This is a genomic window from Streptomyces sp. P9-2 (genome assembly GCF_051903975.1).
Taxonomy (GTDB): Bacteria; Actinomycetota; Actinomycetes; order Streptomycetales; family Streptomycetaceae; genus Streptomyces; species Streptomyces cellulosae.
In genome coordinates this window covers 1,444,688-1,457,892 of the sequence record NZ_CP192633.1, presented here as the reverse complement: position 1 = coordinate 1,457,892, position 13,205 = coordinate 1,444,688, and the positions used below count along the sequence as shown (strand labels likewise).

At 68.9% G+C, this 13,205-nt stretch carries 13 protein-coding genes and 1 tRNA gene; 8 read left to right on the top strand and 6 right to left on the bottom strand.

The annotated features are described in order from the left end of the window. Positions 1-109 precede the first annotated feature (109 nt). Positions 110-658, bottom strand: coding sequence for a helix-turn-helix domain-containing protein (locus ACQY0Z_RS06860; protein WP_019526636.1), 549 nt, complete (start codon positions 656-658; stop codon positions 110-112). Between the two features lie 182 nt (positions 659-840). On the opposite strand from ACQY0Z_RS06860, the gene ACQY0Z_RS06855 reads away from it, so the two are divergent. Continuing rightward, positions 841-913, top strand: a tRNA-Ala gene (locus ACQY0Z_RS06855). A gap of 141 nt (positions 914-1,054) precedes the next feature. Here the strand turns inward: ACQY0Z_RS06855 and ACQY0Z_RS06850 are convergent. Continuing rightward, positions 1,055-1,777: a DUF5324 family protein gene (locus ACQY0Z_RS06850; RefSeq protein ID WP_189897055.1), complete on the bottom strand. Its 723-nt coding sequence runs from the start codon at positions 1,775-1,777 to the stop codon at positions 1,055-1,057. A gap of 337 nt (positions 1,778-2,114) precedes the next feature. On the opposite strand from ACQY0Z_RS06850, the gene ACQY0Z_RS06845 reads away from it, so the two are divergent. Together ACQY0Z_RS06845 and ACQY0Z_RS06840 are read left to right on the top strand one after the other, a co-directional pair. Continuing rightward, positions 2,115-2,642, top strand: a complete 528-nt coding sequence (locus tag ACQY0Z_RS06845; protein ID WP_189897053.1) for a peptidylprolyl isomerase — start codon at positions 2,115-2,117, stop codon at positions 2,640-2,642. 103 nt (positions 2,643-2,745) lie between these two features. After that, positions 2,746-3,633, top strand: coding sequence for a rhomboid family intramembrane serine protease (locus ACQY0Z_RS06840; RefSeq protein WP_254585190.1), 888 nt, complete (start codon positions 2,746-2,748; stop codon positions 3,631-3,633). A gap of 301 nt (positions 3,634-3,934) precedes the next feature. On the opposite strand, the gene crgA is transcribed toward ACQY0Z_RS06840, so the two are convergent. Beyond that, a complete protein-coding gene (gene crgA / locus ACQY0Z_RS06835; RefSeq protein WP_189897050.1) occupies positions 3,935-4,189 on the bottom strand; it encodes a cell division protein CrgA in 255 nt (84 codons plus the stop codon). Between the two features lie 140 nt (positions 4,190-4,329). Between crgA and ACQY0Z_RS06830 the strand changes: the two genes are divergently transcribed. The 5 genes from ACQY0Z_RS06830 (at position 4,330) to ACQY0Z_RS06810 (ending at position 8,049) form a co-directional block, all read left to right on the top strand. Next, on the top strand, positions 4,330-5,112 hold the full coding sequence (locus tag ACQY0Z_RS06830) for a DUF881 domain-containing protein (RefSeq protein ID WP_189897049.1): 783 nt from the start codon (positions 4,330-4,332) through the stop codon (positions 5,110-5,112). Between the two features lie 199 nt (positions 5,113-5,311). Then, the gene (locus ACQY0Z_RS06825) at positions 5,312-5,473 is read left to right on the top strand and encodes a hypothetical protein (protein ID WP_189897047.1); all 162 of its coding nucleotides are present in this window, start codon (positions 5,312-5,314) and stop codon (positions 5,471-5,473) included. Next, on the top strand, positions 5,470-6,108 hold the full coding sequence (locus ACQY0Z_RS06820) for an aminodeoxychorismate/anthranilate synthase component II (RefSeq protein ID WP_189897046.1): 639 nt from the start codon (positions 5,470-5,472) through the stop codon (positions 6,106-6,108). Before ACQY0Z_RS06825 ends, ACQY0Z_RS06820 begins: the two co-directional genes overlap by 4 nt. Further along, positions 6,105-7,277, top strand: a complete 1,173-nt coding sequence (locus tag ACQY0Z_RS06815; RefSeq protein WP_189897044.1) for a class E sortase — start codon at positions 6,105-6,107, stop codon at positions 7,275-7,277. Before ACQY0Z_RS06820 ends, ACQY0Z_RS06815 begins: the two co-directional genes overlap by 4 nt. 13 nt (positions 7,278-7,290) lie before the next feature. Beyond that, complete coding sequence (locus tag ACQY0Z_RS06810; protein WP_189897043.1) at positions 7,291-8,049, top strand: class E sortase; 759 nt, start codon at positions 7,291-7,293, stop codon at positions 8,047-8,049. A gap of 87 nt (positions 8,050-8,136) precedes the next feature. Here the strand turns inward: ACQY0Z_RS06810 and pknB are convergent, their stop codons facing one another. The 3 genes from pknB to ACQY0Z_RS06795 form a co-directional block, all read right to left on the bottom strand. After that, on the bottom strand, positions 8,137-10,107 hold the full coding sequence (pknB, locus tag ACQY0Z_RS06805) for a Stk1 family PASTA domain-containing Ser/Thr kinase (protein ID WP_189897041.1): 1,971 nt from the start codon (positions 10,105-10,107) through the stop codon (positions 8,137-8,139). A gap of 169 nt (positions 10,108-10,276) precedes the next feature. Then, the gene (locus ACQY0Z_RS06800; protein WP_189897040.1) at positions 10,277-11,752 is read right to left on the bottom strand and encodes a peptidoglycan D,D-transpeptidase FtsI family protein; all 1,476 of its coding nucleotides are present in this window, start codon (positions 11,750-11,752) and stop codon (positions 10,277-10,279) included. Next, positions 11,749-13,197: an FtsW/RodA/SpoVE family cell cycle protein gene (locus ACQY0Z_RS06795; protein WP_189897038.1), complete on the bottom strand. Its 1,449-nt coding sequence runs from the start codon at positions 13,195-13,197 to the stop codon at positions 11,749-11,751. Before ACQY0Z_RS06795 ends, ACQY0Z_RS06800 begins: the two co-directional genes overlap by 4 nt. Positions 13,198-13,205 lie beyond the last annotated feature (8 nt).

Genomic DNA, 13,205 nt, shown 5'->3' with positions numbered 1-13,205 from the left:
TCCCCCACGACGAGCAATACGACTCCCCCCGAGCCTCGGCGTCCCCCGTGTCCCCCTGACCCCCACGTGTCACCGGCGGCCGAACCCCCTTCGGCCGCCGGGCGGTGCATCAGCTCTGGTGCGCCTGGTAGTGCGTGACCGCGTCGGCCGTGCGGCCGGCGCCGTAGACCCGGAGGAACTCCGCCAGCTCGGGGTGGGTGGGTGCGAGGGAGTCCGCGGCGTCGAGGATGTCGCCGGCGGCGGCCACCGAGCGCAGCAGGGACTGGATCTCGCGGACCACGCGCTTGACCGTGGGAGCACCTGAACTGCTCGTGGTCTGCGTGGTGTTGGTGAGGACGGAACCCCCCTGGGACTTCTTGATCTCCTCCATGCGCTCCGTCGCCTCGGCCGCGCTGACGCTGCCGTCCGCGACCTGCCCCGCCAGGTCCTGGAGCAGCTGCACGCGCTGGACCACCGCCGGATTGCCGATCTTCGCCCGCTGGCCGCTCATCAGCTGCGACAGCATCGGAGCGGACAGTCCGAGCACCCCCGCCAGACGGGCCTGGTTGAGACCCAGGTCGTCTATGAGCCTACGGAAGAGCGCCCCCAACGGCTCCCCGTACCAATTCCGCTGCAGTTCCCGCGCTCTGGCGGTGGCTTCCTGCTGTGCGGCGTCCATTGCGTCTCCCCATCGCTTCCCCATGAACCGTGGGTTCGCTAGAGCGAACCACGCCACGCATCTTACGGAGAGTGGTTGGTCACGGGGACCCCCAATCTTTTTGCGGAATCCCCGGGGGGACCCGGTACTCTTGTCCCGGACGCCTGCCGGGATCTGTTCTCCCTGGTGGACGCATTCCCTCCGGGGCCTTAGCTCAGTTGGTAGAGCGCTGTCTTTGCATGGCAGATGTCAGGGGTTCGACTCCCCTAGGCTCCACAGAAAAGACCCCTCCACCTGCGGAAACGCGGTGTGAGGGGTCTTGTTTCACGTGAAACGACGCGGCGGGACGGAGGATCAATTCCTCTGTCCCGCCGCGTCGTTCGCGCTGTTCCTCGTGATGACGGTGATCTTGCGCGGTCACTCCTCGTCGCGCTTGGCGGCCTCTTCCTCGGCCTCCTTGGCCGCGACCTCGGGGTCCAGGGAGGACCCCACGTCGCTGCCGTCCACGGAGGTCAAGGTGGTCGAGCCGGACACGTCCGTCGCGGCCGGCGGTTCCACCAGCCAGTCGGGGTTGGCCTGCTTGTCCCACCACTTCCACGCGGCGTAGGCGCCTCCGGCCACGGCGCCCAGGATCAGGACGACCTTGGCCGCACGGCCGGCCGCGGCCCGCCGCTGCTGCTTGCGCACGAGCTTCTGGATCTGCCGGGCCGTGACCTGGCCCCGCAGAGCGGCGAGCGCGGCGGCGCTCCTGGCCGCGGCCTCCTCCCGCGCGGGTCCGGCGGCGGCCACCGCCTGCTCGAGCACCGGCCGGGAGTACTCCGCGGCCTGGCGCGCGGCAAGGCGCGTGCGGACGGCGGCCTGGTGGGCGGCCTTGTCGACCTTCGGCGGCACGTGGGTCCGGGCCTGTTCCAGATACGGCTGCACACGGGCGTCGTACTGCACACGGGCCTGTTCCGCGGCCACGCGTGCCTGCTCCGCGGCCTGCGACACCTTGGGCGCGAGCCGTACGCGGGCCTCCTGTGCGTAGTGCGCGGCCCTGACCTTGGCCGTGTCGGCGTAGGGCGCCACCACTTCCGCGGCGTGCAGCACGCTGTCCTTCGCCGAACCGGTCGCGGCGCGCACGCTGTCGATGCGGGTCACGAGTTCCTCCTCCTCGGTGGCGTACGGTAATTCGACTTTCCACCCTTTTCCGGATCATGCCTGCCGGGTCGGCGCGCGGCATGCGTGGACGGGCGAACGGGTGCCGTCCCCGGTGACCGACGGCGGTATCGAGGGCAAGGCGGGCGAAACGGTGCAACGGGTGCCAGTCGCCGACGATGCCACGGATCGGCACGATGTGCCCCCGGCGCGGAAGGACTCGTGACGGTTTCCGCAAGCGGTACGGCCCCGGACGCCCCCTGTGCACCGAGGCCGGGCGACTGCGGGGCCGGTCCGTGCGAGGATCAGGGAGTCACGGAAAGACAACGGAAGGCACATCGTGGCTACGCAGCTCTACGCCACCCTGAAGACCAATCACGGCGACATCCAGGTCCAGCTCTTCCCGGACCAGGCGCCGCAGACGGTCAAGAACTTCGTCGAGCTCGCCAAGGGCGAGCGGGAGTGGACCAACCCCAAGACGGGGCAGAAGACCACGGACAAGCTCTACGACGGCACGGTCTTCCACCGGGTGATCAGCGGTTTCATGATCCAGGGCGGTGACCCGCTGGGCAACGGCACCGGCGGCCCCGGCTACCAGTTCGGGGACGAGTTCCACCCGGACCTGCGCTTCGACAAGCCCTACCTGCTGGCGATGGCCAACGCCGGCCCGGGCACCAACGGCTCGCAGTTCTTCATCACGGTCTCCCCGACGGCCTGGCTGAACCGCAAGCACACGATCTTCGGCGAGGTGGCCGACGCCGCCAGCCAGAAGGTCGTCGACAGCATCGCCTCGACGCAGACCAACCCGCGCACCGACCGTCCGGTGCAGGACGTCGTCATCGAGTCGGTCGAGATCCGCGAGGGCTGAGTCCCCCGCTCCCCGGGGCGCGAAAGCCTCCAAGGGAACCAATCGCCCCGCTCATCCGTAAGGATGGGCGGGGCGGGGCTTTTCCAACGACCTAGGGGATCTCATGGACGACCAGGCCGCCGGCGGCCGGCAGGACGCCCAGCGCGTCCCCGGCTGTTATCGCCATCCGGACCGCGAGACCGGCGTCCGCTGCACCCGGTGCGAGCGGCCGATCTGCCCCGAGTGCATGGTCGAGGCCTCGGTCGGCTTCCAGTGCCCGGAGTGCGTACGCGGTGGCGGGGGCACGGGTCATGCGCCGTCCGCCTCCATGCCCCGCACGCTGGCCGGCGGGACCATCGCCGGGGATCCCCGGCTGGTCACCAAGATCCTCATCGGGATCAACGTCGCGGTCTTCCTCGCGGTGATGATCGAGAGGTCGCTGCTGTCCGATCTCTACCTGGTGGGCGCCTGGCCGCCGGCGCCGTTCACGCCCACCCAGGGCGTGGCGGACGGTGAGTGGTACCGCCTGGTGACCTCGATGTTCACGCACGAGGAGATCTGGCACATCGGCTTCAACATGCTCAGCCTCTGGCTGCTGGGCGGACCGCTGGAGCAGCATCTGGGCCGGGCGCGCTATCTCGCGCTGTATCTGATTTCCGGCCTGGCGGGCAGCGCCCTCACGTATCTGCTGGCCGGCGGAAGCACGGCCTCGCTGGGCGCGTCGGGCGCGGTGTTCGGGCTGTTCGGCGCGATGGCCGTCCTGATGCGCCGCCTCCGCTACGACATGCGGCCGATCGTCGCCCTGCTGGCGGTCAACCTCGTCATCACCTTCACCTGGAGCGGCATCGCCTGGCAGGCCCACATCGGCGGTCTGGCCGCCGGTGTCGTCATCGGCTACGCGATGGTGCACGCCCCGCGGGAGCGGCGGGCGCTGGTGCAGTACGGCACGTGTGCGCTGGTCCTGGGTGTGGTCGTGCTGCTCACACTGCTGAGGACCGCGCAGCTCACCTGAGCCGGAGTTTGTCCACAGTCGGTGCCGGATCTTGTGCACATCGTGCGAGAAGCGTGCCCTGAGCGGTCACAGACCGCTGTTTCCGCAGGTCAGGCTACATACGAACAGGCTTTCGGTTGGTGGTGTTTCTGTCACACCGGCGTCAACCTGAAAGAGGGTTATCCACAGATCGGGTCGCCTATCCACATGTGGACAGGGCTGTGGATAACTCAGGGGATAACCCTGCCCAGAGCTGTGGACCTCTCCGGGCAGGGCAGGGCTCAGCGGCAGGCCGGAGCCGTGCGCGGAGCCCGGTCCGGCGCTACTTCCACTGTGTGGAGACGCCGAACCCGGCGGCGATGAAGCCGAAGCCCACCACGATGTTCCAGTTGCCCAGCTTGTCGATGGGCAGCGAGCCGTCCGTGACGTAGAAGACGACGATCCAGGCCAGGCCGATGAGGAACAGGGCCAGCATCACCGGCGCGACCCAGGCGCGGTTGGTCAGCTTGATCGCGGTCGTCTGCTTGGCCGGAGGCGGCGTGTAGTCGGCCTTCTTGCGGATACGTGACTTCGGCACGAGGGTCTCTCCTGTCGATGCGCTGCGTGGCCGCGCAGGGTCTGGGTCGGGCTCGGGGCAGCGTACAAGGGGACTCTGAGTGCTCCCCCGGGCGTCCGTTAGCGTAGTGCTTCTACGGCGCCGAAGGAGATAAGGGTACGTTGAGCAATTCTGCCGACTCCCCGGGGACGGAATCCAGTCCCGCGGCCCGCCCACGCCGTCTGCGTCCGGTACGGGCGCTCACCGCGGGCATCTTCGCCCTCGCGGGCCTCCTCTTCTTCGTCAGTTTCGACACGGCCAAGGGCACGAACATCCGCACGGACGCCTCCCTCCTGAAGCTGTCCGACCTGATCCACGAGCGCAGCCGCAAGAACGCCGAGCTCGACGAGTCCAACGGCGCGTTGCGCAAGGACATCGAGGCCCTGGCCGAGCGGGACGACGGCAGCACCGAGGCCGAGGACGCCCGGCTCGCCGCGCTGGAGGAGCGGGCCGGCACCCAGAAGCTCAAGGGTGAGGCGATCACCGTCACGCTGAACGACGCGCCGCCGGACGCCACCGCCAAGCTCCCCGGCTACCCCGAGCCGCAGCCGGACTATCTGGTCATCCACCAGCAGGACCTCCAGGCCGTGGTGAACGCCATGTGGCAGGGCGGCGCCGAGGGAATCCAGGTCATGGACCAGCGGCTGATCTCCACCAGCGCCGTCCGCTGCGTGGGCAACACCCTGATCCTCCAGGGCCGCGTCTACTCCCCGCCGTACACGATCACAGCGGTCGGGGACCCGGAGAAGCTGCGGAAGGCGCTCGCCTCGTCGCCGGCGATCCAGAACTACATGGTCTACGTCAACGTCTACGGCCTCGGCTGGAAGGTCGAGGACGAGGGGACCACGACCCTGCCCGGCTACTCCGGCACGGTGGACCTGCACTACGCCGAACCCGTGGACTGACACCCGCCGCGCCGGTTTCACGTGGAACATGCGCCCGGTATCGAGGCGATCGGCCCCGCGGCACGTACTCAAGGGTGTGGACAGCGGACCGGTCGGCTTGTCACACAGCCTGTGGAGGCCGGGAAACAGAGGGCGTTGCGCCGTTAGTCTGGTGGCGTACGGCGTGGGTCTGGTGCCGTGGTACGACGGAAGGGACGGCATGTACAGCTGGATCTGGCGGCATCTGCCGGGCAACGGATGGGTCAGGGCACTCATCTCACTCGTGCTGGTCACCGTCGTGGTCTACGTCCTCTTCCAGTACGTCTTCCCGTGGGCGGAGCCGCTGCTGCCCTTCAACGATGTGACGGTGGACAACCAGTGAGCGCGCGCATTCTCGTCGTCGACAACTACGACAGCTTCGTCTTCAACCTGGTCCAGTACCTGTACCAGCTGGGCGCCGAGTGCGAGGTCCTGCGCAACGACGAGGTGTCGACCTCGCACGCCCAGGACGGATTCGACGGCGTGCTGCTGTCCCCCGGCCCCGGGACCCCCGAAGAGGCCGGCGTCTGCGTGGACATGGTGCGGCACTGCGCCGCGACCGGCGTGCCCGTCTTCGGCGTCTGCCTCGGCATGCAGTCGATGCAGGTGGCGTACGGCGGTGTCGTCGACCGCGCCCCCGAGCTGCTGCACGGCAAGACCTCCCCGGTGACGCACGAGGGCAAGGGCGTCTTCGCCGGGCTGCCCTCCCCGTTCACCGCCACCCGGTACCACTCGCTGGCCGCCGAGCCGGCCACGGTGCCGGCCGAGCTGGAGGTCACCGCACGCACCGAGGACGGCATAGTGATGGGCCTGAGGCATCGTGAACTCGCCGTGGAGGGGGTGCAGTTCCACCCCGAGTCGGTGCTGACCGAGCACGGCCACCGGATGCTGGCCAACTGGCTCGCGGAGTGCGGTGACCCGGACGCTGTGGCGAGGTCCGCCGGGCTCGCCCCGGTGGTGGGCAGGTCCTCGGCGTGACGGCGCTGCGCCCCGAGCGCGAGTCCGGCGCCCACGGATACGGCGCCGGCGACCAGGGCACCTCGTACGGCGGGCAGCCGTACGGGGCCCAGGGTGCGTACGGGGTCGATGGCGCGCACGGGGTCAATGGTGCGTACGGGGACGGCTGGTACGGCCGGGCGGCGACGCCCGATCCCTACGCGGGCGGCGCCGGGGACGCGACCACGCAGCTTCCGCCGGTCGACGACGCGACCACGCAGCTTCCGCCGGTCGACGACGCGACCGTCGCGCTGCGCATCCCGGACCCGCCCCCGCGGCCGGCGCGCGAGGAGGCTCCGCCGACCGGAGGCCGCGCGGCCCGCAGGAAGGCCGCCAGGAAGCGCCACGGGCGCCGTGGAGGCTCCCACAAGGCCGGGGACGGCCCGACTTCCGGAAGAGCAGGTGGCAGCGCCTCTGAGAGGGCGCCACGGGCTCCGCTGTCCCGGGTCGAGGCGCGCCGACAGGCACGGGCGCGCAAGCCCAGCCCCGCGGTCATGGCGAGCCGGGCCATCGGCGAGGTGTTCATCACCACCGGCGTGCTGATGCTGCTGTTCGTGACCTACCAGCTGTGGTGGACGAACGTGCGCGCGCAGGCGCAGGCCGGCAAGGAGGCCAGCGACCTCCAGCAGGACTGGGCGAACGGCGAGCGCAGACCCGGCGCGTTCGAGCCCGGGCAGGGGTTCGCGCTGCTGCACATACCGAAGCTGGACGTGGTCGTGCCGATCGCCGAGGGCATCAGCAGCAAGAAGGTGCTCGACCGGGGCATGGTCGGCCACTACGCGGAGGGCGCGCTGAAGACGGCGATGCCGTACGACAAGACCGGCAACTTCGGTCTGGCGGGGCACCGTAACACGCACGGGGAGCCGTTCCGGTACATCAACCGGTTGCAGCCGGGCGACCCGATCGTCGTGGAGACGCAGGACAAGTACTTCGTCTACAAGACGGCGTCGATGCTGCCGGTGACGCCGCCGAGCAACGTCAGCGTCCTCGAACCGGTGCCCAAGGGCTCGGGCTTCACCGGACCGGGCCGCTACATCACGCTCACCACCTGCACACCTGAGTTCACCAGCAAGTACCGCTTGATCGTCTGGGGTCAGATGGTCGAGGAACGGCCGCGCAGCAAGGGCAAGCCGGATGCGCTCGTCAGTTAAGGGCAGAGGAAACGTGGCAGCGACCGCCGACGACACCGCACAGCACACACACGCGTCCCCGCCTCCCCGGGGGCGCCGCCGTCTGGGCCCGGTGGCCATGGTGATCAGCTTCTTCGGGGAGATGCTGATCACCGCGGGCGTGGTGCTCGGCCTGTTCGTCGTCTACTCGCTGTGGTGGACGAACGTCGTCGCGGACCGCGCGGCGGACCGGCAGGCGGACAAGGTCCGCGACTCCTGGGCGCAGGAGTCCGACGGCGCCGAACGCGAGGCCCCCGCCGTCTACGACAGCAAGAACGGCATCGGCTTCCTGCACGTGCCCACGATGAGCGGCGACGACATCCTCGTGGAGAAGGGCACGTCGATGAAGGTCCTCAACGACGGCGTGGCCGGCTACTACACGGACCCCGTGAAGGCGACGCTGCCGACGTCCGGCAAGAAGGGCAACTTCTCGCTCGCCGCGCACCGGGACGGCCACGGCGCCAAGTTCCACGGCATCCACAAGATCAAGAAGGGCGACCCGATCGTCTTCGAGACGAAGGACACGTGGTTCGTCTACAAGGTCTACGGCATCCTCCCGGAGACCTCGAAGTACAACGTCGGCGTCCTCGGCAAGGTCCCCGCGGAGTCCGGCCGTGAGAAGGCCGGCCACTACATCACGCTGACGACCTGCACGCCGATCTACACCAGCAAGTACCGCTACATCGTGTGGGGCGAACTGGTGCGCAAGGAGAAGGTGGACGAGAACCGCACGCCGCCGGAGGAGCTGCGCTGAGCGTCTTCCCCTACGGGAACAGCAAGGAGCCCCGGTCCCCTCCGAAGAGGGGGCCGGGGCTCCTGTCGTACTACGGGGATCCGCGGGTCAGCCGAAGATGCCGCCGTCGCCGCCGCCGCCGTTACCGCCGCCGATCGTGAACAGGGTCACTCCGGTGCCCTTGTCCACCTGGCTGTCCTGGGCCGGGTTGGAACCGAACACGCGGGCGTTGGGGTCGTTGGGGCCCTGCACACCGGCGACGGAGAGTCCCGCCTCCGAGAGCATCCGCTGGGCGTCCTCGAGCCGCTGGCCGTTGACCTTGGGCACGGCTACCTTCTCGGCTTCCTTCGCCTTGCCGATGAAGATCTGGACCTGGGTGCCCTTGGAGACCTGGGTGTTCGCAGCAATCGAGGTGCGGATGACCCTGTCGACCAGGTTCGGGTCGTCGGTCGGCTCCTGAACACAGGTGCCGGTGAGGTTGTTCGCCGTCATCTGGGCCGTGGCCTCGTCACACGTCTTGCCCGTGACGTCCGGCACCGTGACCTTCTCCTCCGCCTTCGCGACCGTGAGGGTGACCGTGGTGCCCTTCTCCACCTCTTCGCCGAGGTCCGGGTTCTGCTCGATGACCGTCCCCGGCTCCTCGCCGCTGACCTCTTCCTCGACCTCGACGACGAAGCCGTACTTGTCGCCCTCGAGTTCGGCCTTGGCGTCCTCGAGCTTGTCCCCGATCACGCTCGGCACCGCGACCTTCGGCGCGCCGGTGGAGACGACCAGGCCGATGGTGTCGCCCTTCTCCACCTTGGTCCCCGCCTTGGGGTCCTGGTCGCAGATGTTGCCCTTGACCTGGTCCTCGCAGGGCTTGTCCGTGAAGCTCAGCTTCAAGTCGGTGTTGTCGGCGAGTTTTTGCGCGTTCGCCTTCGTCTCACCGATGAAGTTGGGGGTCGGGACGGTGGTGTTGTCCACACCGCCGCCGCTGATGGCCCACCGGCCGATCAGGATGGCGCCGATCAGGACCAGGACACCGGCCACGACCAGCAATATCGTGCTGGTGTTGTTCTTCTTCTGCGGACGGCGCCGGCTCTGGCGCTCGTCGTAGCCGTAGCCGCCGTCGTCCGGGTTCATGGGCGGCAGCATCGAGGTGGCGCCCGCGCCGGCGTCCGCGCGCAGTGCCGTCGTCGGCTGGTCGTCGGGGTAGCCGCCGTAGCCGACGGCGCCCATGGCCGCGGTGGCCGCGACGGGCTGGCCGTCGAGGCAGGCCTCGATGTCGGCGCGCATCTCGTCGGCCGACTGGTAGCGGTAGTCGGGGTCCTTGACCAGCGCCTTCAGCACGATCGCGTCCATCTCGGGCGTGATCTCGGGGTCGAAGACGCTCGGCGGCTGCGGCTCCTCCCGCACGTGCTGGTACGCGACCGCGACCGGGGAGTCGCCGACGAACGGCGGCCGCACGGTCAGCAGTTCGTACAGCAGGCAGCCGGTGGAGTACAGGTCGGAACGCGCGTCGACCTGCTCGCCCTTGGCCTGCTCCGGGGAGAGGTACTGGGCGGTGCCGATGACGGCGGCGGTCTGGGTCATCGTCATGCCGGAGTCGCCCATGGCGCGGGCGATGCCGAAGTCCATGACCTTGACCTGGCCGTTGCGCGTCAGCATGACGTTCGCGGGCTTGATGTCGCGGTGGACGATGCCGGCCCGGTGCGAGTACTCGAGCGCCTGGAGGATGCCGATGGTCATCTCCAGCGTGCGCTCGGGCAGCAGCTTGCGACCGCTGTGCAGCAGCTCACGGAGCGTGGAGCCGTCGACGTACTCCATGACGATGTACGGGATGGAGACCCCGTCGATGTAGTCCTCGCCCGTGTCGTAGACCGCGACGATCGCGGGATGGTTGAGCGAGGCGGCCGACTGGGCCTCCCGGCGGAACCGGGCCTGGAAGGACGGGTCACGCGCCAGATCGGCGCGCAGCGTCTTCACTGCCACGGTGCGGCCGAGCCGGGTGTCGTGCGCGAGGTAGACCTCCGCCATTCCACCGCGACCGAGCACCTGGCCCAGTTCGTACCGGCCGCCGAGGCGACGCGGCTCTTCCATAGCTACCTACCAGCCCTCTCCGTCGGTCCCGACCGGCACCCTTGTGCGATCGGAGGCTGCGTTCCGGGCCTACCGTACCCGGCTCTTTTTCTGTGCCCTGGCAAAGTGCGTCAGCCGATACAGGACCGGTACCGCAACGTGCACCGATGTGAAGCAGACGTGACCGGGGTCACTGCTTGCTCTTGAGGACCGCCTCCATCACGCTCTTCGCGATCGGCGCCGCGAGACCGCCACCGGAGATGTCACCTCGCACCGCGTTCTCGTCCTCGATGACGACGGCCACGGCGACGGGCGCGCCGCCGTCGCCGGTCTTGGCGTAGGAGATGAACCAGGCGTAGGGGTTCTTGCTGTTGTTCTCGCCGTGCTGGGCGGTACCGGTCTTGCCGCCGACCGTGACACCGTCGATCTTGGCGTTGCCACCGGTGCCGTCGTTGACGACGGTCTCCATCATCGACTGGAGGATCTGCGCGTTCTCCGGCGAGAGCGGCTCGCTCAGCTTCTCCGGGTCCGTCTTCTCGACGGTGTCCAGGCTCGGGGTCTGCAGCTCGTCGACCATGTACGGCTTCATCAGCGTGCCGTTGTTGGCGACGGCGGCGGCGACCATGGCCATCTGGAGCGGGGTGGCCGCGGTGTTGTACTGGCCGATGGAGGACAGCGCGACCTGCGACGGCTCCATGTCCTTGTCGAACAAGGAGGCGCTGGTGCGGACCGGCGTGAAGTGCTCCTGGCCGAAGCCGAACTTCTCGGCCGTCTCCAGCATCTTGTCGTTGCCGAGGTCGGTGCCGAGCTTGCCGAAGACGGTGTTGCAGGACACGCGGAGCGCCTCGCGGAGGCTGGCGTCCTTGCAGGGCAGGTCGCCGTCGTTCTTCAGCTCGGTCGTGGTGCCCTTCATGATGTAGGGCAGCGGGGTGTCGGTCTTCTGGTCCGCGTCCTCGACCATGCCGTGCTCCAGCGCGGCGGCCGCCGTGACGACCTTGAAGGTCGAGCCGGGCGGGTACACCTCACGGAGCGCCCGGTTCAGCATCGGGTCGTCCGGGTTGTTCTTCTTCTGCAGCTTCTCCCACGCCTTGGCGTCCGTCTCCAGGCTGTTGCCCGCGATCGTGGACGGGTCGTACGACGGGTACGAGGCCAGTGCGAGGATCTTGCCGGTGGACGGCTCGAGAGCGACGACGGAACCCTTGCCGCCCTGCTTCTTCAGGCCGTTGTAGGCGGCCTTCTGGGCGGCGCTGCTCAGCGTGGTGACGACGTTGCCGCCCTGCTTGTTCTTGCCGGTCAGCATGTCGAGCGTGTTGCGGAAGAACAGCCGGTCGTCGTTGCCGGTGAGGATGCCGTCCTCGATGGACTCCAGCTGGTTGGCGCCGAAGGCCTGGGAGACGTAGCCGGTGACCGGCGCCCACATGGCGCCGTCCTTGTACGTCCGCTTGTACGCGAAGTCGCCTCCGGTCGCCTTGTGGCCGGTGATGGGCTCGCCGTCGACGATGATGTCGCCGCGTGGGGAGGCGTAGCGCTCGATGGCCACGCGGCGGTTCTTCTCGTCCGTCCGCAGCTTGTCGGCCTGGGCGTACTGGATCCAGTTGTTCCTGACGAGCAGGGCGAGCATGAGCAGGCCGCAGAAGATGGCGACCCGGCGCAGGGGCTTGTTCACGGGCGGACCACCTGGGTCATCTCGGCGTCGGGGTTGGACACGGGCGCGGGCGCCGGACGGCGGGCGGTGTCGCTGATCCTGAGCAGGATGCCGATCAGGGCCCAGTTGGCGATCACGGAGGAACCTCCGTAGGCCAGGAAGGGCATCGTCATACCGGTCAGCGGGATGAGGCCCATGACGCCGCCGGCCACCACGAAGACCTGGAGCGCGAAGGCGCCGGAGAGGCCGATGGCGAGCAGCTTGCCGAACGGGTCGCGGGCGGCGAGGGCGGTGCGCACGCCCCGCTCCACGATCAGCGCGTAGAGCAGCAGCAGCGCCATGACGCCGGCCAGGCCCAGCTCCTCGCCGAAGGTGGCGAGGATGAAGTCGGAGTTGGCGGCGAAGCCGATCAGGTCGGAGTGTCCCTGTCCCCAGCCGGAGCCGAGCGTGCCGCCGGAGCCGAAGGCCCACAGTGCCTGCATGGCCTGCTCGGAGTGGACGATGCCGTCCTGGACGCCGGCGCGGCTGAGGTCGAACTCGCGCTCCGGGTTCAGCCATGCCTGCACACGCGTCTGGATGTGCGGCTCGAAGCTGGCCACGCCGACGGCGCCGACCGCGGACATCAGCAGGCCGAACACGATCCAGCTGGTCCGCTCGGTGGCGACGTACAGCATGATCACGAACATGCCGAAGAACAGCAGCGAGGTACCGAGGTCGGTCTCGAAGACCAGGATCAGGATCGAGATGATCCAGACCACGATGATCGGGCCGAGGTCACGGCCGCGGGGCAGGTAGAGGCCCATGAAGCGGCGGCTGGCGAGCGCCAGGGCGTCGCGCTTCACCATCAGGTAGCCCGCGAAGAACACCGCGAGGACGATCTTGGCGAACTCGCCGGGCTGCAGCGTGCCGAGACCCGGGATCTTGATCCAGATCCGCGCGCCGAAGACGTTGTGGCCGATGCCCGGGACCAGCGGCAGGAGCAGCAGCACCAGCGCACCGGCCATGGAGATGTAGGTGTAGCGCTGCAGGACGCGGTGGTCCTTGAGGAAGAACAGCACGGCCACGAAGAAGGCCACGCCGATCGCCGAGTACATCAGCTGGCGCGGCGCCGCCTCCACGAAGGTCCGGCTCGCCTGGAGGCGCTCGGACTGGTCCAGACGCCAGATGGCGACCAGTCCCAGGCCGTTGAGCAGCGTGGCGAGCGGCAGCAGCAGCGGGTCCGCGTACGGCGCGAACTTGCGCACGGCGAGGTGGCCGAGGCCCGCCATCAGACCGAGGCCCAGGCCGTAGCTCAGCAGCCCGGCGGGCACCTGGTCGTCGAGGGCGAGACCCACGTTGGCGTAGGCGAAGACCGGGATGACGACGGCGAACACCAGCAGCGCCAGCTCGGTGTTGCGGCGGCTGGGCGCGCCGATGGCACCGATCGTGGACGTGTGCTGCGTCGACGGGTTGGAAGTACTGCTCATCGTGTGAC